Consider the following 20,240-nt stretch of genomic DNA (forward strand, 5'->3'; position numbering starts at 1 on the left):
CTCAGCGCGGCAGCGCTGGATGCTGGTCATAACCCAGCATCGCGCCATAGCAATCGGTGCGACGGTCCCGTGGCAGGTCATTCAGGCTGTTCCAGACCGGCGCGCTGCGTGCAGTGCTGAGGTCGACATCGGCATACAGGATGCACTCGTCCTCGGCGCCCCCCACCTTGCCCAACGGCCAGCCATTGGTGCCCGCGATCAGCGAACACCCCAGAAAACGCCCGCCACGCTCGCTGCCGATGCGGTTGGCGGCGGCAATGTAGACATTGTTGACGTGGGCCGCGGTGATGGTGAGGTACGAGGCCATGCACCTGCCGCTGGCATCGAACAGCGGGGGCGGTGTCCACACCCAGTTGTTCAGGCTGCAGATGATGTCTGCACCCTGCAACGCAAGCAGGCGTGGCACCTCGGGAAACCATACGTCCCAGCAGATCATCAGGCCGATCCGGCCGATCGGGGTTTCAAACACCGGAAAGCCCAGATCACCGGGGCTGAACCAGAGCTTTTCCTGGTTCCACAGGTGTGCCTTGCGGTAATGCCCCAGCAGGCCGTCGGGGCCGAACAGCACCGCGCTGTCATACAGCTTGAGGCCATCGCGCTCGGCAAATCCTGCCACCAGGTACACCTGATGCTCCCGGGCGAAGGCGCGCCAGGTCTTGATACTGGGACCTTCATCGAGGGTTTCGGCATGCGCATAGGCTTCTGCTCGGGTCTCGAAGGTGTAGCCGGTGTTGGCAAGCTCGGGCAGCACGATCAGGTTGGCGCCGTCATGCACCGCCTCTTCGGCGAGCTGCAGACCTTTGCACAAGTTGTTGTCGCACTGGTCCAGCCCGACCTGCGGGTCGAACTGGATCACGGCAATACGCACGGGGCTGACCGGGACAGAGGGTGCAGGCATGGAAGTGTCCTTTTTGTTGTTCGAGTTGTCGTTTGGAGGCTTTCCAGTGGACAAAACAACCCTCAAGAGGGACAAGTCGGCCCCTTCCGACAATGCTGCAAGGCCGCTCTGCACCTGTAGGAAAGGCCTACCGGGACGCCTGGGGCTGAATGCGATAGTGCGGATAGACCGCCATGCTGAAACCGCCGTTGAACAGTGCCCCGGTGTCGTTGCACAGGTTGATCACTGCATCGATCGCGGTGCGCAGGCAGGGCTCGGTCCAGCCTGCATCCACCGAGAACGACTCGCCTGCCAGGTACAACCCGCTGTGACGGGCATGCTCACGGCTGTATCGCATCAGGCTCAACGCATCGTAGTAGGTGCCGGCCCGGTAGAGCCTGGCGCAGCCCAGAGCATTGCGGTCGGTGACCCAACGCTGCACCCGCGCATTGCGGGTATCGACATACGGCGATAGCGGTGCCTGCACATTGCTGCACCGCAACAGGATCCGGTCCAGCTCCTGCACGCACTTTTCCACCAGTTGCTCATCGCTGAACGCGGCCAGCTTGGTCGCGTCGTCCTCCCAGGTGTAGCTGAGCAGGATGCAGTCGCTGGCATAGCGGTCGTTGTAGCGATAGGCATAAACATCGTGGATAAAGCTGTCAGTAACGAGAATTTGCGGGATGGCCTGATTACGTTGCAAAAAACTTTTCTGCAATGGCGCATACACCTTGCAGCTGGTTTCCCAGTGCGCCGTCTTGTATGCATCGATGATCTGATGAGGCAGCATTGCTGCAGTGAAGCCTTCAAGACGCACCGATGTCTCGATCAGCCAGGAAGGCAAGGTGACGATCACTGCGTCGAAGTCTTCGCTCTGCAACGTGCTCGACTGCAGGTCGCTGGCATGCCACTGGTACTGCACGCGAATCTGCTGGTTCGCCAGCTTGCGCAGGCCAGTAACCGGGCTGTCGGTAAGCAGCCCGTTGGGCAGGGCACTGAGGTGCTGGTAGGGAGATGCACCGGTTGGCGCCACCGGCATGAACAACAGGCATTCATCCAGAGCGGCCAGCCCCAGGTAGGTAGGTGACGCGAACGGCAGACCTCTGCTGTCGTATACAGGCCGATTGGCAACCAGCGGCGCGTCCAGCGGGTCACCCTGCTCGTCCACGCGGCCATGCACCAGTTGCAGGTGGCTGCTGAAGCCGAAGATCGCCGTTCGCAGCGGATACAGGCTGCAGACATCATAGAAAGCCCCCCAACTGCCGTCGCCGATACCGATGGCATAGAACACCGCGGACTCTGCCGCGCTCATGCCCAGGCCGCCGAAGTCGCCGGGCGTTTCGGGGTTCCACACATCAATTGCCGGCAACCTGACCAGGTCCCGAAACGACATTGCCTGATAGCGTTCAACAATGGCGGCCCACAGGTCTTCCCACTGCTCGCCGCCATAGGCTTGCGCCACGGTTTCGGTCATCCGGTCGGCAAACACCCGCCACTTTTCATGTACCTGTTGCAAGGTGGCCGTAGGTGGCGGTGTCCGGCCGTCAGCGTTGTCCCAGATCAACAGCGTCGGCTCGCCCTCGCCGTCCAGCAGACCTTCACGCAGGTAGATGCCTGTCGAGCGTACGGCAGGCGTACCCGGGTTGGGAAAATCGGACAAGCGCAGATCGAACTGACTGGCGTAGTACGCCATCAACGAGCGCCCCTCTTTCGGCGCTTCGCCACTGCGATTGAACAACGGCATGCGCATGGCGCCCATTTCGAACGGCGTCGAAGGCTCCCTGTCGCCTGGGCCAGGGTCGACGATGGTCATGTGCCGACCGCCGATCCGTTGCGACTTTTCGATCAGGGTGATGTGCTGGAAGCCGCAACGCAGCAGCTCGCGGGCGGCAGTCAAGCCGGTAACGCCGGCACCGATGATGCAAATGCGGTGCTCGGCGCGACGGGCTTGGGCGATACCACCGACCTGCTCGAGCAACCTGCGGTAGTCGAAACACAGATCGGGCGGGTTGGGGAACCGCGCCGACCAGCCTTCGGCATTACCCGCCAAGGGGGTCGCAACATCAGCGGGATGGTTGTAGGTGGAACCGATAGTCATGGGCTGCTCTCTGCTTGAAGTGGCGGAGCAGAGAGCTTGAAGTCGCTGCCGGCTGCAGCGGTGCTACATAGTTGAACGCCCTCACTCCGGCAGTTCGAGCGCCACCCCACCTGCATGCTGCCTCACTATGCGATACGGCAGCACCGCCCAGCCCACCCCACGGCAATGGCGCTGCACGCTGTCGAACACCGGGTCGAACTGGATGCCTTCGGGGGTAAAGCGCCATGTGGGCATCTGCCACACCTGCGCCTGTGCATAATCGCAGCCGTCCTCGCCCACCTCGCCCAACATGTGCTGCGGATAAAGCTGCTTGAGCTGGCCCAGCAACCACGGCGCAAAGGTGCGCGAGCGGTAGTCCACATAGGCACCGAAACTCACGGTGGCGAACTGCTCGGGGTTGGGGCCAGGCTGGTACTCGTAGTGAAACGGCTTGCCCTCGCCCACCCACAGCACATCGTCCAGGGTCAGCTCCTTGCCCGACTCCACCGCCAGGTTGAGCGGCGCATCGGTGGGCAGCATCGGCGTGCCGTCGCAGCTGTAGTCCTGCACGATGCTGACACTGAGCAGCGCATTGCTCATGAACCGCGGCGTCACCGTCTGCCGGTAGTACCCGCCAGGGCGCCCCAGCAGCATGCACTGGTGGTAGGCCACCACATCACTGGACAGGCGCGCGCGCAGCAACTGGTTGAGGCGTGTGAGCTGCTGCGCAGGGTAACCGTCCTCGATCACGAACAGGCTTATCCCCGAGGACGGCTCGCTCAGCCAGCGCAGCGGGTAGCCTTGAAAGTGTTCAAGCTCGCCCGGCTTCAACGGCAGTTGCATCAGCCTCAGGTATTCATAGGGTGAGTCGGTGTACTGGCGGGCCAGGAACGGATCGGCACCCGACGGTACCTGCGGCAGTCGTGCCGGCAGCAGCGTGATCGGCAGGCGTTTGCCCTGGGCGCTTTGCCACTCACCTTGCAGGCCGCCTTGGGCAGCCGGCCACAGCGCGAGTGTTGGCAGCGAGTCGATGCCTGCCTCCGGAGCCGGCTCATGCCCCTCCACCAGTTGAATCCGCGTGCCCTGGATGCTGCCGGTGAGCTGCAGGTCGTGGTGATGCTTTACGTAGAAGTAACGCCCACTGACATCCTCGGGCACGGCGCGGTCGAGCTCCAGCACGATCGACTGGGTACCCAGGGTACCGGTGAACACGTCGCTGTCCAAGCCCGCCTGGGCGGGCATGGCTGCGGTCAAGGCCTGCGCGGCCAGCAGTGCGACGCAACATCCATGTTTCATGGGAAAAACGTCCGCTATTCAAGAGGGGTGAATTATGCCGACAAAGCCTGCGGCACTAGGCAACTAATTGAACGGCGGCGGATCTTTACTCAGAGCCCACCACGGAAGCCTCCCCCATGAACGAGCAGAAAAGCGGCAAGACCCCGGGCCTGTCAGCGGACGAAGAGCAGGAGGTCAGCCACAACCAGCCGCCACGTGCCGCTGTGCTCCACGAGATCATCCGCGCCCAGGGCGACAAGGAACTGCAGCGCACCATCGCGGCGCTGTGGTGGTCGGCACTGGCGGCCGGCTTGAGCATGGGCCTGTCGCTGATGGCGATGGGGCTGTTCTATTCCCGCCTGCCCGAGGGCGACAGCAGCCAGGTGATCGCCAGCCTGGGCTATTCGGCGGGCTTTCTGGCGGTGATTCTCGCGCGCCAGCAACTGTTTACCGAAAATACCCTGACCGCCGTGCTGCCGGTGATGACCAAACCCACGTTCAACAATGTGGGGCGCCTGTTGCGCCTGTGGGGCGTGGTGCTGTTCGGCAACCTAGTGGGCACCGTGCTGGTGTCATACGTGATGCTGCACCTGCCGATCTTCGACACCAAGACCGATCTCGCCTTTCTCGAAGTGGGGCGCAAGGTCATGGAAAACGAGGTGGGCCAGATGTTTGCCAAAGGCATCATCTCGGGCTGGATGATCGCCACCATGGTGTGGATGATCCCGTCGATGGAGAACGCCAAGATCTGGATCATCCTGCTGATCACCTATCTAATGGCGCTGGGTGACTTCACCCATATCGTGGTTGGCTCGGTCGAGGTGTCGTACCTGGTGTGGGCCGGGGAAGTGAGCTGGCAGCAGTTCTGGCTGCACTTTGCCGCGCCGACCCTGGCGGGCAACATCGTGGGTGGCAGCTTCATCTTCGCGCTGATCAGCCATGCGCAGATTCGAAGCGACGCCGGCCTGCCCGATGAAACCCTGAGCAAGGGCCGCGAGCGCCCCTTGCCCGGCCGGCGCGACCCTAGCGACGCACCTTAGCGCTGCCCGGTGGCCAACACGCCCGCCTGAGCCTGCTGTTGCTCCAGTGGAAGCCACCACGCGGTACCCCGCTGCGGTTGCACCAGGCTGACCCGCTCCCCCATCTGCGGGGTGCTCAGCGGTACCCGTGCGTTGGCCGCCAGGGCCATGATGCGGTCGAAGGGTTCATGCCAGGCGTGGGTGGAAAGGTCGAAGGTGCCGTTGTGGATCGGCAGCAACCAGCGCCCGCGCAGGTCCAGGTGCGCCTGCAGGCTCTGCTCGGGCTGCATGTGCACATTGGGCCAGTTGACGTTGTAGGCGCCGGTTTCCATCAGGGTCACGTCGAATGGCCCATAACGTTCGCCGATCTGCCTGAAGCCCTCGAAATAGCCCGTATCGCCGCTGAAGAACAGGCGCAGGTCCTCATCGAGCACCACCCATGACGCCCACAGGGTGCGGTTGCTGTCGAACAGCCCGCGCCCGGAGAAGTGCTGCGCCGGGGTGGCGACGAACTGGATGCCCGCAACCTCCGTGGCCTGCCACCAGTCGAGCTGGCGCACCTTGGCCGCAGGCACGCCCCACCCGACCAGGGTGTCGCCCACCCCAAGCGGGGCAAGAAACACCTCGGTGCGCTCGGCCAGGGCCAGCACCGCCCGTTCATCCAGATGGTCGTAATGGTCGTGGGACAGTATCACCGCCGTGATCGGCGGCAGTTGCTCCAGCGCCAGCGGCGGCTGGTGAAAGCGCTGCGGGCCGGCCCACTGCACCGGCGAGGCGCGCTCGGCGAACACCGGGTCGGTGATGAAGAAACGATCGCGCAGCTTGAGCAGCACCGTGGAATGGCCCAGGCGCCACAGGCTGCGGTCCGGCGCGGCCAGCACCTGGGCCTGGCTCAGGGGGTGCACCGGTATCGGCAGGGTTGGCCGGGTGTCGGCCGGCTTGCTCAGAAACAGGAACTTGAAACCGATGCGCAGTTTTTTCAGCACCCCGTCGCGGGGCAACTGGGCCTGGTTGCGGTACCGCCCGTCCTGCTGCAGCGACGGCTGCGCGGGGGTTTCGGTGGCTTGTGCTGCAAGGGAAGCCATGAATGCAAATACTCCGACTAACCGTTTCAGGTGCATGCCCATTGCCCGTACCAACTGTGAAATGGCCTGCAAGGCCATTCTTGAACAGCCCGGCTTGTTCAACAATATTCACGCAAATTATGCGATGAACGGCGTCAGGCAGATCGGCAAATCATGACTCAAATCAGCAACGGCAAGGGACTATCATTTGTCAGAAGAATTTACCTGCCGCGTATCATCGGCTCAGGTATCGGCCTGTTCAGCGTGCTCTCCGGCGTGCTGCCCCTGCAGCTGCCGTACTGGGTCGTAGCGCTGCTGGTGTTCAACGGGCTGGGCTGGCCGCACCTGGCCTACCAGCTCGGCCTGCGCTCGCAAGCCCCCTATCGCGCCGAACAGCGCAACCTGATGGTCGACTCGCTGATGGGTGGCTTCTGGGCCGGCACCGTGCAGTTCAACCCGCTGATCAGCGTCACCATCCTGGCCATGATGGGCATGAACAACGTCGCCGCCGGTGGTCAGCGCCTGTTTGTGCAAGGTCTTTTGGCCATGGGGCTGGGCATGGTGGCGGCGGTGGTGCTGTTCGGGCCGAGCCTGCAACTGGAGGTCAGCACCCTGCAGGTGTACGCCTGCCTGCCGATGCTGACCCTCTATCCGCTGGCGCTGGGCTGGGTGTGCTACCGCCTGGCGATCAAGCTGGCCGAGCACAAGCGCAGCCTCAGTGCGCTGAGCCGCACCGACAGCCTCACCGGCCTGTTCAACCACGGCTCATGGAAAGACCTGCTGCAACTGCGTTTTCAGCTGTGCCAGCAGGCCCCGGCCCAGGCCGTGATCGCGATCATCGACATCGACCACTTCAAGACCATCAACGATGTGTATGGCCATGTGGTGGGTGACTGCGTGCTGCGCCAGCTGAGCGTCGAGCTCAAGCGCAACCTGCGCGAGGACGACGTGCCGGGGCGCTACGGCGGGGATGAATTCGGCGTGATCCTGCCCGGGTGCAGCCTGGAGCATGCCAGCCAGGTCATGGAGCGCCTGCGCCAGCGGGTCAACGAGTACCGCAACGAGCAGCTCCCGCAATTGCGCATCAGCCTGAGCATCGGCCTGGCCAGCTTCCAGCCAGGCTTCGCAGACTCCATGGTGTGGCTGAACGAGGCGGACAAGGCGCTGTATGCGGCCAAGCAGAGTGGCCGCAACAAGGTCAATGTGGCCCGCGGCGAGGTGGTGCCGCTGCGCCTGGCCTACCCGGACTGAAATGCAGGCACCACGTTCCGGCGCCTTCGCCGGCATGGCCGGCTCCTGCAGCTAGGGCTTGCGGCCCTGTGTCACGCCCGCAAGCGGCGCTGGGCCGCGATCTCCGGCAGGTCGTTGCGACGCAGGTACACCCGCAACGGCTCGGTGATGTTCAACCGCTCGTCGACATTCTGCGCCAGCAGCACCTCGATCAGTTCGCGGCGCAAGGTCATCACCTCGCCGCCACTCGCCTGCCACACGAATTCATGGCTGGGGATGATGCTGTCGTCGGCCACGTCCATGCCGAACGAGTCTTCGCTGAAGCGCACGATATGCCGGCCCAGCTTGTGGTTGAAGCCTACGAAGCCCTTGAGCTGGTCGGCCGCGGCGCAGATATCCTGGGAAGTGATGTGCATGTCAAACCTCACTGAAGCATCGTCGAAGATGCGGGGTGAATGGAATTGGCACGCGGGGCGGGTCGTCTGCGGCCCTCTCTGACGGAGAAGCTCGACAGGCAGAGGTTACTAAAAACCCGCCTGCGCCTGACACCCTTTTTTTCGCTAAACTGCCAGACATCCTCACCTTGCCGCCAGCCACGTGGACGTTCCATGAGTACTGCCATCACCGCCGACCTTGCCACGATTGCGCGGATCAACGCCGTGCCGGCCATCCTCCAGGTGATCTGCGAAACCACTGGCATGCGCTTTGCGGCCGTGGCCCGTGTCACCGAGAACAACTGGACCGCCTGCGCCGTGCTCGACAACCTGGGCTTTGGCCTGGGAGTGGGCGGCGAGCTGGACGTGGCCACCACGCTATGCCACGAGATTCGCGGCAGCCACCAGACCATCGTGATCGACAAGGCCAGCGAGGACGCCCGCTACTGCCACCACCCCACCCCGCGCCTGTACCGCTTCGAAAGCTATATCTCGGTGCCGGTGTTCCGTACCAACGGCAGCTTTTTCGGCACCATCTGCGCGCTCGATCCGGCCCCGGCCGCCCTCACCGGCAGTGCCATCCAGCCGATGATGGAGTCCTTCGCGCGGCTGTTGACGATCCAGATCGAGAGCGAGGAAGCCGCCCAGCAGACCGAGGCGGCGCTGAAGAAGGAGCTGGCCATCGCCGAGCTGCGCGAACAGTTCATCGCGGTGCTCGGCCACGACCTGCGCAACCCGCTGTTCGCCATCACCGCCGGCGCCGAGCTGCTGGTCAAGCGCCTGGGCGATGCACGCTCGCGAACCATCGCCGAGCACATCCTCGCCTCCGGGCGCCGTGCCACCGAACTGGTGCGCGATGTGCTGGATTTCGCCCGCGGGCGCCTGGGCAACGGCATCATGGTGAACATCCAGCCCTGCCCCGACCTGGACACCGCCCTGCGTCAGGTGGCCTCCGAGCTGCAACGGGTCTACCCGCAGCGGGTGATACGCCTGCATATCGATGACCTCAGCGGCATGTGCTGCGACCGCGAGCGGATCACCCAGCTGCTCTCCAACCTGCTGGCCAACGCCCTGAACCATGGCGACGCCAACAGCCCGGTAGATGTATCGGCGCGTATCGAGCAGCAGGTGTTCACCCTGGGCGTGCACAACCAGGGCGCGCCGATTGCCCCGGCGGTGATGGCGCAACTGTTCCAGCCGTTTTCGCGCCCGCTCGACGGCACCCCGCAAAGCGGCCTGGGGCTGGGCCTGTACATCGCCAACCAGATTGCCCTGGCCCATGGCGGGCGCATGGAAGTGGTGTCCAGCCGCGAGGCCGGCACGCTGTTCAGCCTGCGTCTGCCACTGGATCGAGTTGCCCCGCCAGAACCTGCTCCAGCCACCCCATGAACGCCGCCACCCGCAATGGCAGGTGCACCTGCCGAGCGAACAGCAATGACACCGGCATCGGCTCGGGCACCTGCTGGTCCAGCACGCTGACCAGTTGCCCGCTCTCCAGGTACTCGCGCACACCGGCAAAGGGCGCCTGGATGATGCCCAACCCGGCCAGGCAGGCGCTTTCGTAGGCATCGGTATTGTTCACCGTGACTGCACCGCCCATGGGCTGATACCGCGTCGTGGCGCCCTGTCGGTACTCGAACCCCGGGCAGCGCGCCCCCAGGTTCTGTACGTAGTGGATCAACTGGTGGTCGCGCAGGGCCTCCAGCCGTGTCGGCACCCCCATGCGCTGCAGGTAGGCAGGGCTGGCGCAGTTGACCATGCGCAGGCTGCCCAGGGGCCGGGCGACCAGCGCAAGGTCACTGAGCGCACCAATGCGCAGCACGCAGTCGAAGCCCTCGCGCACCAGATCGACCTGGCGATCGGTGCAACTGATCTCCAGCGCCAGCCCCGGGTGCTGCTGCATGAACGCCGGCAAGGCCGGCAGAATGATGCGCCGTGCCATCAGCGTCGGCAGGTCGATGCGCAGGCGACCGTGCAACTGGGCCGGGTCGGGCCGAAACAGCCCTTCGAGCTCGTCCATTCGCGACAGCAGGTCTTTGCTACGCTCGTACAGTTGCAGGCCATCCTGGGTGGCCTGTACACGCCGCGTGGTGCGGTTGAGCAGGCGCGTGCCCAGGTGCCTCTCAAGCAGGCGCACCTGTTCCGAGACGGTAGAACGCGGCAGCCCCAGGCTCTCACCGGCCAGGGTGAAGCTCGACAGTTCGGCAACCCGCACAAAGGTGCGCAACAGCTCCAGCGTGTTCATCCAGCCCCTCCATTGTTCGACCCTGCCGAACAGTATTTCCGAATCCAGCGGATTTATCAGTACCGGAGCGACCAATAGACTGTGCTCGACTTCAGCCACCCCGAGGAACCGACCATGACCCGCAAGATCGCACTGATTACCGGCGCCAGCCGTGGCCTGGGCAGGAACACCGCGTTGCACCTGGCAGCCCAGGGCATCGACATCATCGGCACCTACCACAGCAAGGCCGACGAGGCCCACGCGCTGGTGGCCGAGCTTGAGCAAAAAGGCGTGCGCGCCACCATGCTGCAACTGGACGTGAGCAACAGCGCCAGCTTCGAAGCGTTCGCCGCCACCCTCGATGACACCTTGCTGCGTACCTTCGGCCGTCGGCAGTTCGACTTTCTGGTGAACAACGCCGGCATCGGCATCAACGCAAGCTTCAGCGAAACCACCGAAGCGCAGTTCGATACCCTGCTCAACATCCAGCTCAAGGGCCCGTTCTTTCTCACCCAGCGGCTGCTGCCGCTGCTTGCCGACCAGGGCCGCATCGTCAACATCTCCACCGGGCTGACCCGCTTTGCCCTGCCCGGCTTTGCCGCCTACGCGGCGATGAAGGGGGCGATGGAGGTGCTGACCCGCTACCAGGCCAAGGAGCTCGGTGCGCGTGGCATTCGCGTGAACATCCTGGCCCCCGGTGCCATCGAGACCGACTTTGGTGGCGGTGTGGTGCGCGACAATGACCAGGTGAACGGCTTTATCGCCAGCAACACCGCCCTGGGCCGCGTGGGCCTGCCGGATGATATCGGCGCGGCGGTGGCTGTGCTGCTCGGCGACGGTGGCAGCTGGATCAACGGCCAGCGGGTGGAGGTGTCGGGCGGGATGTTCCTCTGAAACCTCAGAGGTGCCTGTACAGCTCGGTGAGGCGGTCCAGTGCGGCCTGCACGAAGTCCTCGGGCAGGTCCTGGATCAATCGCGACGGGGCCTCGAACAGGTCCTCGCCGTGCGCTGCCTCAAGCGCCTCGAGCACCTCCATGCGCGCGTCACGACGCTCGGGGTAGTGCGGGCCGAACAGCGCCAGGGCATCACCGAACGCCTTGGCAGTGACCGGCATATGCAGGGCATGCAGGCCGCGCAAGGCGATCAGGGCCTGGTCGCCGGCACTGTTCCAGAAATACTGGTCCAGCCGCCCGTTCATGGTTTCGGCCTCCAGCCACCACAGCGCGATGGCTTCCTGCTCCTGCGCCAGCAAGGTGTCGAAACCGTGACCCCAGCGTGCTTCGAGTTGCGCCCAGGTGGGGCTGTTGGTGATGCTCATGTACTTCCCTCGCCCACGTGCCGAATCGATGGGCGCGATTATAGGCGCCGCCTCAGTCCTCGCGCACCTGCACGCTGGCGGTCATGCCTGCACTGAGGTTGACCCCCGCCGGCACCTCGTCGAGCCGGATGCGCACCGGAATGCGCTGGGCCAGGCGCACCCAGTTGAAGGTCGGCTCCACTTCGGCCAGCAACTGGCTGTCGGGGGTGGCGTTGCGATCGGTGATGCCGCGGCTGATGCTCTGCACATGGCCCTGCATCGGCTCGCCGGCGCTCATCAGCCACACCTTGACCGGCGCACCGACCTTGATGCGCGGCAGCTTGGTTTCTTCGAAATAAGCCTGCACATAGAAGGTCGAGTCGTCCACCAGCGCCATCACCGGCTGCCCGGCATTCACATAATTGCCCTCGGCCAGGCGCAGGTTGGTGATGTGCCCGTCCCGCGGTGCCTTGACCTGGCTGCGCGCCAGGTTGAGCGCGGCCACCTTGACCTCGGCCAATGCCTGGCGCAGCTCGCCACGGGCCACGGCGGCGTTGATCTGGGCATTTTCGCGCAGCTCGGCGCTGATCGCCTGCGGGCCCAGTGCAGCGCGGCGCGAGGCCTCGTGTTCGCGCAGGCGCAGTTGCTGCTGGCGGGTCTCGGCCACGGCATTGGCTTTATCCAGCGCGGCCTCGAAGCGGTCCTTGTCGATGGACATCAGCAAGTCCCCCGCCTTGACCTCCTGGTTGTCGTGCACCTTGAGCTCGCGCACCCAGCCCGACACATCCGGGGCGACGATCACCACGTCGGCGCGGATCTTCGCGTCGCGGGTCCAGGGGGTGAGCATGTAGTAGCGCCACAGTTCGAGGCCGGCGAACACCGCCACCACCACCAGGCACAGGGTTACGGCAACACGCACATAGGTACGCATGGTCAAACTCCTTACAGGGGCCCCAGTACGCGGGTGACCAGGGCCAGAATACAAACGAACAGTGCAGTGTCGAACAGGGCTTCATGCCACACCCAGCGCCCCAGCGGGGTCAGACGCAGCAGCAGCCGCACCGCGAAAGTCAGCAGCAGCGCCAGCACCGCATAGATCAGAAACGGGCTGAGCAGTACCCCGCCCATTGCCCACTCACGCAACCCCATGGAGTTCCTCCTGTCGCCGGCACCATTTGGCCCAGCTGTGTCGAAGTTGCAGTACCGCGCCCACGGCAAGACGCAGCGGGTCGCTGTCGGGGCGTTGCTGCAACGCCGCGATGAAGGCTTCACTGGCAGCATCCAGGCGCTGCCCGCGCCCGGCACCCGGGCCCTGTGCCAGCACGTTTTCCAGCTGCTGGAAATACGCACGCTGCGCCGCGTCCGGTGGCACCTGGGCGACCGCCAGGCACATGCGCAGGTGCAGCAGTTCGTCGCCGATGTCCAGCCCGTGCAGGCCATCGTCCCAGTGGCCGCGCTCCTGCTCGGGCAGCGCGGTGTAATGGCGCGCCAGCTGCAGCAGGCGGTCGGCCATGCGCCCGCCAAACCAGGTTTCGGCGCCGCGCAGGTCGCGCCGGGTCAGGCGTACCAGGTCGTTCTGGGTGGCGGCGCGCAGGCGCCGGCCGTGCCATGCGGGGTTGCGCAACACCAGCAGCTTGAACGCCAGCACCGCTGCGCCCACCCCCAGCAGCATGGCCTGGGCACTGTTGAGAAAGTTGGCCACATCGAACGTCATGGTATTGAGCGGTGCCACCAGCACGATGAAGTGCAGGCAGTACGAAGTGGCTGTGGCGCCGATTTTCGGGTTGGCCATGCCCAGCGCGCCCAGGAACAGCGGCACCCCCATGCCCATGCACAGCAAGGCGAAACCGCTCCACTGCGGCAGCAGGATCTGCCCGACGAAGAACGCCACGGGCACCGCCAGCAGGATGCCGCGCAAAAAACTCATGCCGATCTGCGCGCCGTTCTCGCGACTGGCGAACAGGCTGCACACCACGCAGGTGAGCACCAGGCCGCCGGGCGCCGCCGACCAGGCGGTGGCCAGCCAGAAGCTGGCCATGGCCAGGAACGCCAGCGCACTGCGCGAGCCGAACAGCAGTGCCAGCGGCACGTCGCGGTGCACCGCCAGGCTGTCGGGCAGGTCGGCCGGTGCCTTGCCCTCCTCCACCGCACGCAGGGCCAGGGTCGCCGCCATGGCGTTGTCCAGCAGCAGGGTCAGACGCGCCAGGCAGTAATGCTGCGCGGGGCTGTTGTGCTCGTCATGGGCGGCATCCCACACGCGCTGGCGCAGCACCAGCAGTGCGGCCTGATCGGGCTCGGCCAGGGCGGCCTGCACCTCGCTCAGCCACGGGGCCATGTGCTGCGCCTGTTCGTCGTCGAGCTGGCGCCACTGACGGCGTACAGAACGGGCGATGCGCAACAGGATCAGCAGCTTCTGGCTGAGCCCGCGAATCGCCCGGGCACGCTGGCGACCCAGGCTGCCTTCGAACCAGGCGTGTTCGCGCTGGGCATCCACCGCAACGATGCGCCCCAGAATCTCCAGAAGGCCCTTGCGCCCCTGCTCCTCGCCGGTCAGGGTCGCACTGGCCGCCTGCAGGCCGCTTTGCCAGGCCTGGCGAGCCTGCCCGCTGAGCTGCTGCTCGACCCGCATCGGCCAGAGCAAGGCGCTGACCAAGGTGGCGCAGATGATGCCCAGGCTGATCTCGGTGCAGCGTGCCACCGCCTGGTCGAACACCAGCAGCGGGTGATTGATGGCCGGCAAGGCGATGATCGCCACGGTATAGCCGGCCAGCACGAAGGAATACGCCCAGGCGCTGCGCAGCAGGGTCGAGCAGGCCGTGCACAGCGCCAGCCACAGGGCCAGCGCCAGCAGAAACAGCCACGGCGTCTGGGCGAACAGGCCCATGAATACCACTGACATGATCGTCCCGACCAGCGTGCCGAACAGGCGTGCCAGGCCCTTCTGCAGCACCATGCCCGACAGCGGCTGGGCCACGATGAAGGCCGTCATCAACGCCCAGGCCGGTTGCTCCAGCCCCCAGCGCAACGCCAGCCACAGCGCCAACCCGCCGCCAAGCAGGGTTTTCACGGCAAATTGCACAGCGAGTCGGTTGGGCGCCAGCAGGGCCTGCAGAGTGATGGGCACGGATCGAACCTTGGGAAGCGATGAAGTAAAGATAGACACAGATACGCGGGAAAGGTCAGATGCGAATTATTAGCTAGCTAACTACTTATAGTCCAGAATTTTTCTGCCTTCCCGCGCCGGCAAGGCCGTGCCTACAGGGCCCATCCCGGCAGGCCCCGTTACTGCCACCCCAAATTTCAGGCAAAAAAAATGGGCAACCGAAGTTGCCCTAAATGCCTTGCGTGCTCGTGTATCGGAAAGGATCAGCCCTGCTTGCGCTTGTTCGAGTCCTTCCAGATGAAAATACCCAGGCCTGCGAAAAACAGCAGCATCAGGCCGACTGTCACAACGCCAGCGATAACCACATTATCGAAGAACATATCGGCCTCCATTCGCCTGCACCTGTCTGATGGGGTAACAGTAGCGAATGGGGCGGGAGAGGAAATTGACCGAGGTCAATGGCGCCCATCAACGGACGCGCGAGGCGGGTGCAGGGTTGACCTGCATCAAGAATCAGCGCTTCTTCGGCTTGCCCTTGGGCTTTTTCTTGCCCTTGCCCAGGGGCATTGCCTGCTCGAACGCCTGACGCACTTCGTTCAGGCGCTTTTCCTTGAGGTCGTGCACGCGACGGGCGCGCTCGGCGCCGAAATCGATCAGGTTGTCGTCTTGGCTCATGTTCAGGCTCGTGGAACGGACTGCGGAAGTCGCCATGATGAGGGCTCGCGCCCGCACTGAACAGCCCCGCTCAGACTTCGATGTCCACCAGCAGGCCCTGGCGCGGCTGTTCGCCCATCAACGGCGCCACCGGCACGGTGTTGTCGGCGTTGACCTCGTCGCCCGGCAGGGCCTGGTACAGCTCTTCGTCCGGGGCCTTGCGGCGTTTGCCCTGGCGGCGGCGCTGCTCGTCACGCAGCAGTACCCCCGACTCCTGCGGGTCGCGCTTCTTGAAATCGATATTGCTGTCGGTGGCGCTGGGCTGGGCCGGCACCACGGGGGCGATGGTCGGCGGCTGCTTGACCGGGTCGTGTTGCGTGGTGACCGGGGCGGCACTGAGGGGAATGATGGGCGGCAGCATGGTTGTTGTTCTCCTGTCGCCAATGTGTCGGCTGCCAAACGGCAGCCTTGAGCGCCGATGGCAAAAGTGTGGCACCCGTCACAGCCAGGGGTGTGCCTGAGTATAGTACGCTGCGCTTCCCGTTTTTCGCCCTATAAGGCAGGAGCCTACGATGCGTATCCCCTATCGCCTCCTGGCGAGTATCGGCCTGGCCACGGCCGGCCTTGCGGCCATGGCCGACCCGGCCCCGGTGCTGTTCGGTGGCTGGCGCAACCTCGCCACGGCGGCCGATGCCGGGTATATCGAAGAGAACATGGCATTTGCCATGCTGCCGGCAGTGGTTGCCCGCGGCACGCGCATGGCCGTGCTGGACGAGCAGCGCAAGCAGACCGTGTGTTGCCTGGAGGTGGTCAGCGTGCCGCTTGAAGACAGCCTGCTGCGCCACCGTTTCGACCTGCCGGGCGTCTGGGTGAGCGACCTGCGCAATGACTGGAACATCGACCACCGGCCCTACCTGCCCGAGGTGTTCGCCCTGCAACGACGCGACGCCCTGGTCGACTATCACTTCGATGAAAATGGCTACGGCCACCTGGGGGGCCTGCTCGTCCCGGCCGATGCGCGAATCACACCCCAGGGCACGCTGCACACCGGTGGCCAGACGTTCACCGTCGACATCGATACCCAGCCGATGGCCAACGACAACGGCTCGATGAGCCGGTACACCCTGACTGACACACGCAACCCGCAGCACCGCTATACGGTGGAAGTCCCCGTCGCCACCTACTGACGTGCCCTACTGATCGGGGTCGTCATCGTCCGGTTCGGGCGCCGCTTCGCTCCACGGGCGCTTGAGCACGCTGTTCCAGACCTTCTCCAGGTGTTCGCGCAGCACCGGCGGTGCGTCCTTGAGGGTGGGGCCGTCTTCGCGTTCACCACCAAAGGCATCCTCGCCTTCCGGGGCGATCAACGACTGGCCGTTGATCACGTAGCTGGCGGCCCCTTCGCGCAGTTCCACATGCAGGTCCTGCGGGTCGACACCGCCGCCGCAAAAGGAATGGCTGGCAACGGTCAGTTCGGCCACACCATCGTTGTTCAGGTCGCTGGCGCCGCTGACGTCGGTATAGAAGCCCACGTCCAGGTCCAGCCCCGGGCAGGTGGTTTCATTCTCGATGGTCCAGCGCGCCTTGTAGGTTTGGGCGTCGTGGCTGCGGCCATACAGGGTGGCGGTGAGCACCACCCGGTCGACCTCCTGCTGGGTTTCCTCGTCGCTGACCTGGTCGTCCAGACGGCTGAGCACCAGCACCGCCTCGCCGTCGCGGTCGCGAAAGTGCACGTTCTGCACCGGCACCTGCACGCCCAGCGCCGCCAGCGCCGGGGGCTCCAGTGGTGGCAGCAGTTCGAAACCCTGCTGGTCGCAGGCGCCGAGCGAGGCCAGGCTGGCCAGTACGATGCAGTGGCGTAACGGGAGGGACAGCAGAGGGTGTCGGAGCATGGGTCGAGGCCTGTGGTGGCAAAGACGGCTTTCGTCGATGAAATCGCCAGACGCTTTGGTCTGTGCAGCCCTATCCGTTAAGATAGTCGCCTTTTGAATGGCGGGAGTCAGGCAGTATGGCGCAGCAGTATCAACCGGGGCAACGCTGGATCAGCGACAGCGAAGCCGAGCTGGGTCTAGGGACCGTTCTGGCACAGGACGGCCGCTTGTTGACCGTGCTCTACCCGGCCACTGGCGACACCCGCCAGTACTCCCTGCGCAATGCGCCCCTGACCCGCGTGCGTTTCTCGCCGGGCGACCAGATCACCCACTTCGAAGGCTGGAAGCTGACCGTGCGCGAAGTCGAGGTCATCGACGGCCTGATGGTCTACCACGGCCTCGATGCCCAGAACCAGGCCTGCACCCTGCCTGAAACCCAGCTGTCGAACTTCATCCAGTTCCGCCTGGCCAGCGACCGCCTGTTCGCCGGGCAGATCGACCCGCTGGCGTGGTTCTCGCTGCGCTACAACACCCTGGAACACACCAGCCGCCAGTTGCAGTCGTCGCTGTGGGGCCTGGGCGGCACCCGTGCCCAGCCTATCGCCCACCAGTTGCACATTGCCCGCGAAGTGGCCGACCGTATCGCCCCGCGCGTACTGCTGGCCGACGAAGTGGGCCTGGGCAAGACCATCGAAGCCGGCCTGGTGATCCATCGCCAGCTGCTCACGGGTCGCGCCAGCCGCGTGCTGATCCTGGTGCCGGAGAACCTGCAGCACCAGTGGCTGGTGGAAATGCGCCGCCGTTTCAACCTGCAGGTGGCTCTGTTCGACGCCGAGCGCTTCATCGAAAGCGATGCCAGCAACCCGTTCGAGGATGCGCAACTGGCGCTGGTGGCGCTGGAGTGGCTGACCGAGGATGAAAAGGCCCAGGACGCGCTGTTCGCCGCCGGCTGGGACCTGCTGGTGGTCGACGAGGCGCACCACCTGGTGTGGCACGAAGACCAGGTCAGCCCGGAGTACGCGCTGGTCGAGCAACTGGCCGAGGTCATCCCCGGCGTACTGCTGCTGACCGCCACCCCCGAGCAACTGGGCCAGGACAGCCACTTCGCACGCCTGCGCCTGCTCGACCCCAACCGTTTCCACGACCTGGCCGCGTTCCGCGCCGAGAGCGACAACTATCGCCCGGTGGCCGAGGCGGTGCAGGAGCTGCTCGATGAAGGCCGCCTGTCGCCCAAGGCCCACGCCACCATCCAGGGCTTCCTGGGTGCCGAAGGCGAGGCGCTGCTGGCCGCAGTCAACGATGGCGACACCCAGGCCAGCGCACGCCTGATCCGCGAGCTGCTGGACCGCCACGGCACCGGCCGCGTGCTGTTTCGCAACACCCGCGCTGCGGTGCAGGGCTTCCCGCAGCGCCAGCTGCACGCCTACCCGCTGCCGTGCCCCGACGAGTACATGGAACTGCCGGTGGGCGAGCATGCCGACCTGTACCCGGAAGTCAGCTTCCAGGCCCAGGGCGACAGCGACGAAGAGAGCCGCTGGTGGCGCTTCGACCCACGGGTCGAATGGCTGATCGACACCCTCAAGATGCTCAAGCGGGTCAAGGTGCTGGTGATCTGCGCCCACGCCGAAACCGCGATGGACCTGGAAGACGCCCTGCGCGTGCGCTCGGGCATTCCGGCCACGGTGTTCCATGAGGGCATGAGCATCCTGGAGCGCGACCGCGCCGCCGCCTACTTTGCCGACGAAGAGTTCGGCGCGCAGGTGCTGATCTGCTCGGAAATCGGCAGCGAAGGCCGCAACTTCCAGTTCGCCCACCACCTGGTGCTGTTCGACCTGCCGGCCCACCCCGACCTGCTGGAACAGCGCATCGGCCGCCTGGACCGTATCGGGCAGAAACACACCATCGAGCTGCATGTGCCGCACCTGCAGAACAGCCCGCAGGAGCGCCTGTTCCAGTGGTATCACCAGGCACTCAATGCCTTCCTCAATACCTGCCCTACCGGCAACGCCCTGCAGCACCAGTTCGGCCCGCGCCTGCTGCCGCTGCTGGAAAGCGGCGACGACGGCGAATGGGAAGCGCTGGTCAACGAAGCCTGCGCCGAGCGCCAGCGCCTGGAGTCGGAGCTGCACAGCGGCCGCGACCGCCTGCTGGAGCTCAACTCCGGTGGTGCCGGCGAAGGCCAGGCGCTGGTGGAGGCGATCCTCGAGCAGGACGACCAGTTCGCCCTGCCGATCTACATGGAAACCCTGTTCGACGCCTTCGGTATCGACAGCGAGGACCACTCGGAAAACGCCCTGATCCTCAAGCCGAGCGAGAAGATGCTCGACGCCAGCTTCCCGCTGGGCGACGACGAAGGCGTGACCATCACCTACGACCGCAACCAGGCGCTGTCGCGCGAGGACATGCAGTTCATCACCTGGGAACACCCCATGGTGCAGGGCGGCATGGACCTGGTGCTCAGCGGCTCGATGGGCAATACCGCGGTGGCGCTGATCAAGAACAAGGCGCTCAAGCCGGGCACCGTGCTGCTCGAACTGCTGTACGTCAGCGAAGTGGTAGCCCCGCGCGCCCTGCAACTGGGCCGCTACCTGCCGCCGGCAGCGCTGCGCTGCCTGCTCGACACCAACGGCAACGACCTGGCGGCGCGGGTGTCGTTCGAGACCCTCAACGACCAGCTCGAAAGCGTGCCCAAGGCCAGCGCCAACAAGTTCATCCAGGCCCAGCGCGATGTCCTGACCCCGCGCATCAATGCCGGCGAGGCCAAGATCATGCCGCGCCACGCCGAGCGTGTGGCCGAGGCGCAGCGCCGCCTGGCAGCCGAAACCGATGAAGAACTGGCGCGCCTGACCGCGTTGCAGGCGGTCAACCCGACCGTGCGCGACACCGAAATCCAGGCCTTGCGTGCGCAACGCGAGCAGGGCCTGGCGATGCTGGAGAAGGCCGCACTGCGCCTTGAGGCAATTCGGGTACTGGTCGCCGGCTGACCCACTGCCCGGCTCCTGCATGATCGATGCAGGAGCCGGCCTTGCCGGCCAAGGGCGCGACTCGGTTTTAGAACCAAACGCTATCGCCCCAATCTCCAATCCATACAAGTCAATCTGCCATTAATCCCGAT

20 protein-coding genes are annotated in these 20,240 nt (G+C 65.0%); 6 read left to right on the forward strand and 14 right to left on the reverse strand.

Translation table 11 applies throughout. From position 1 onward, the window contains the following. Position 1: 1 nt before the first annotated feature. The 3 genes from B4I46_RS12345 to B4I46_RS12355 all read right to left on the reverse strand — a co-directional run bounded on the left by B4I46_RS12345 (position 2) and on the right by B4I46_RS12355 (position 4,250). A complete protein-coding gene (locus B4I46_RS12345; protein WP_054914714.1) occupies positions 2-898 on the reverse strand; it encodes a nitrilase family protein in 897 nt (298 codons plus the stop codon). Positions 899-1,025: 127 nt separating this feature from the next. After that, positions 1,026-2,975, reverse strand: a complete 1,950-nt coding sequence (locus tag B4I46_RS12350) for a flavin monoamine oxidase family protein (protein ID WP_286900414.1) — start codon at positions 2,973-2,975, stop codon at positions 1,026-1,028. Between the two features lie 81 nt (positions 2,976-3,056). Beyond that, on the reverse strand, positions 3,057-4,250 hold the full coding sequence (locus B4I46_RS12355; RefSeq protein ID WP_286900415.1) for a hypothetical protein: 1,194 nt from the start codon (positions 4,248-4,250) through the stop codon (positions 3,057-3,059). 116 nt (positions 4,251-4,366) lie between these two features. On the opposite strand from B4I46_RS12355, the gene B4I46_RS12360 reads away from it, so the two are divergent. Then, a complete protein-coding gene (locus B4I46_RS12360) occupies positions 4,367-5,269 on the forward strand; it encodes a formate/nitrite transporter family protein (protein WP_043862589.1) in 903 nt (300 codons plus the stop codon). On the opposite strand, the gene B4I46_RS12365 is transcribed toward B4I46_RS12360, so the two are convergent. After that, positions 5,266-6,333, reverse strand: coding sequence for an MBL fold metallo-hydrolase (locus B4I46_RS12365; RefSeq protein WP_274096750.1), 1,068 nt, complete (start codon positions 6,331-6,333; stop codon positions 5,266-5,268). The two genes, B4I46_RS12360 and B4I46_RS12365, sit on opposite strands and share 4 nt — an antisense overlap. 153 nt (positions 6,334-6,486) lie before the next feature. On the opposite strand from B4I46_RS12365, the gene B4I46_RS12370 reads away from it, so the two are divergent. Further along, a complete protein-coding gene (locus B4I46_RS12370) occupies positions 6,487-7,563 on the forward strand; it encodes a diguanylate cyclase (RefSeq protein ID WP_286900417.1) in 1,077 nt (358 codons plus the stop codon). Positions 7,564-7,634: 71 nt separating this feature from the next. Here B4I46_RS12370 and B4I46_RS12375 read toward each other — a convergent pair whose 3' ends face one another. After that, positions 7,635-7,958 (reverse strand): DUF2025 family protein, encoded by a 324-nt coding sequence (locus B4I46_RS12375; protein WP_043862592.1) that lies wholly within the window; start codon positions 7,956-7,958, stop codon positions 7,635-7,637. A gap of 192 nt (positions 7,959-8,150) precedes the next feature. Between B4I46_RS12375 and B4I46_RS12380 the strand changes: the two genes are divergently transcribed. Further along, positions 8,151-9,365, forward strand: coding sequence for a GAF domain-containing sensor histidine kinase (locus B4I46_RS12380; protein ID WP_043862593.1), 1,215 nt, complete (start codon positions 8,151-8,153; stop codon positions 9,363-9,365). Here B4I46_RS12380 and B4I46_RS12385 read toward each other — a convergent pair. Continuing rightward, positions 9,304-10,221 (reverse strand): LysR family transcriptional regulator, encoded by a 918-nt coding sequence (locus B4I46_RS12385; protein WP_100633625.1) that lies wholly within the window; start codon positions 10,219-10,221, stop codon positions 9,304-9,306. The two genes, B4I46_RS12380 and B4I46_RS12385, sit on opposite strands and share 62 nt — an antisense overlap. 114 nt (positions 10,222-10,335) lie before the next feature. On the opposite strand from B4I46_RS12385, the gene B4I46_RS12390 reads away from it, so the two are divergent. After that, a complete protein-coding gene (locus B4I46_RS12390; RefSeq protein ID WP_043862595.1) occupies positions 10,336-11,094 on the forward strand; it encodes an SDR family NAD(P)-dependent oxidoreductase in 759 nt (252 codons plus the stop codon). Positions 11,095-11,098: 4 nt separating this feature from the next. Here the strand turns inward: B4I46_RS12390 and B4I46_RS12395 are convergent, their stop codons facing one another. The 7 genes from B4I46_RS12395 to B4I46_RS12425 all read right to left on the reverse strand — a co-directional run bounded on the left by B4I46_RS12395 (position 11,099) and on the right by B4I46_RS12425 (position 15,675). Then, positions 11,099-11,518 carry a DMP19 family protein gene (locus B4I46_RS12395; RefSeq protein ID WP_058540986.1) on the reverse strand — a complete coding sequence of 140 codons (420 nt, stop codon included), beginning with the start codon at positions 11,516-11,518 and terminating at the stop codon, positions 11,099-11,101. A 52-nt stretch (positions 11,519-11,570) separates the two neighbouring features. Further along, complete coding sequence (locus B4I46_RS12400) at positions 11,571-12,428, reverse strand: HlyD family secretion protein (RefSeq protein ID WP_054914719.1); 858 nt, start codon at positions 12,426-12,428, stop codon at positions 11,571-11,573. Positions 12,429-12,439: 11 nt separating this feature from the next. Next, a complete protein-coding gene (locus B4I46_RS12405; RefSeq protein WP_043862598.1) occupies positions 12,440-12,646 on the reverse strand; it encodes a DUF1656 domain-containing protein in 207 nt (68 codons plus the stop codon). Beyond that, complete coding sequence (locus B4I46_RS12410; RefSeq protein ID WP_043862599.1) at positions 12,633-14,621, reverse strand: FUSC family protein; 1,989 nt, start codon at positions 14,619-14,621, stop codon at positions 12,633-12,635. Before B4I46_RS12410 ends, B4I46_RS12405 begins: the two co-directional genes overlap by 14 nt. A 242-nt stretch (positions 14,622-14,863) precedes the next feature. Then, positions 14,864-14,980, reverse strand: a complete 117-nt coding sequence (gene ccoM, locus B4I46_RS12415) for a cytochrome c oxidase subunit CcoM (protein WP_043862641.1) — start codon at positions 14,978-14,980, stop codon at positions 14,864-14,866. A 133-nt stretch (positions 14,981-15,113) separates the two neighbouring features. Continuing rightward, entirely contained in the window at positions 15,114-15,275 is a 162-nt protein-coding gene (locus B4I46_RS12420; RefSeq protein ID WP_088513942.1) for a hypothetical protein, read from the reverse strand. Between the two features lie 70 nt (positions 15,276-15,345). Beyond that, the gene (locus B4I46_RS12425) at positions 15,346-15,675 is read right to left on the reverse strand and encodes a hypothetical protein (protein ID WP_043862600.1); all 330 of its coding nucleotides are present in this window, start codon (positions 15,673-15,675) and stop codon (positions 15,346-15,348) included. Between the two features lie 151 nt (positions 15,676-15,826). On the opposite strand from B4I46_RS12425, the gene B4I46_RS12430 reads away from it, so the two are divergent. Continuing rightward, positions 15,827-16,441, forward strand: coding sequence for a decarboxylase (locus B4I46_RS12430; RefSeq protein WP_100633623.1), 615 nt, complete (start codon positions 15,827-15,829; stop codon positions 16,439-16,441). A gap of 6 nt (positions 16,442-16,447) precedes the next feature. Here the strand turns inward: B4I46_RS12430 and B4I46_RS12435 are convergent, their stop codons facing one another. Continuing rightward, on the reverse strand, positions 16,448-17,146 hold the full coding sequence (locus B4I46_RS12435) for a M949_RS01915 family surface polysaccharide biosynthesis protein (RefSeq protein ID WP_058540983.1): 699 nt from the start codon (positions 17,144-17,146) through the stop codon (positions 16,448-16,450). Between the two features lie 116 nt (positions 17,147-17,262). Between B4I46_RS12435 and rapA the strand changes: the two genes are divergently transcribed. Beyond that, positions 17,263-20,109: an RNA polymerase-associated protein RapA gene (gene rapA, locus B4I46_RS12440; protein WP_054914722.1), complete on the forward strand. Its 2,847-nt coding sequence runs from the start codon at positions 17,263-17,265 to the stop codon at positions 20,107-20,109. The last annotated feature ends 131 nt before the right edge of the window (positions 20,110-20,240 follow it).

The sequence above is a fragment of the Pseudomonas sp. UBA7500 genome (assembly GCF_002478435.1).
GTDB classification, from domain to species: Bacteria; Pseudomonadota; Gammaproteobacteria; order Pseudomonadales; family Pseudomonadaceae; genus Aquipseudomonas; species Aquipseudomonas palmensis.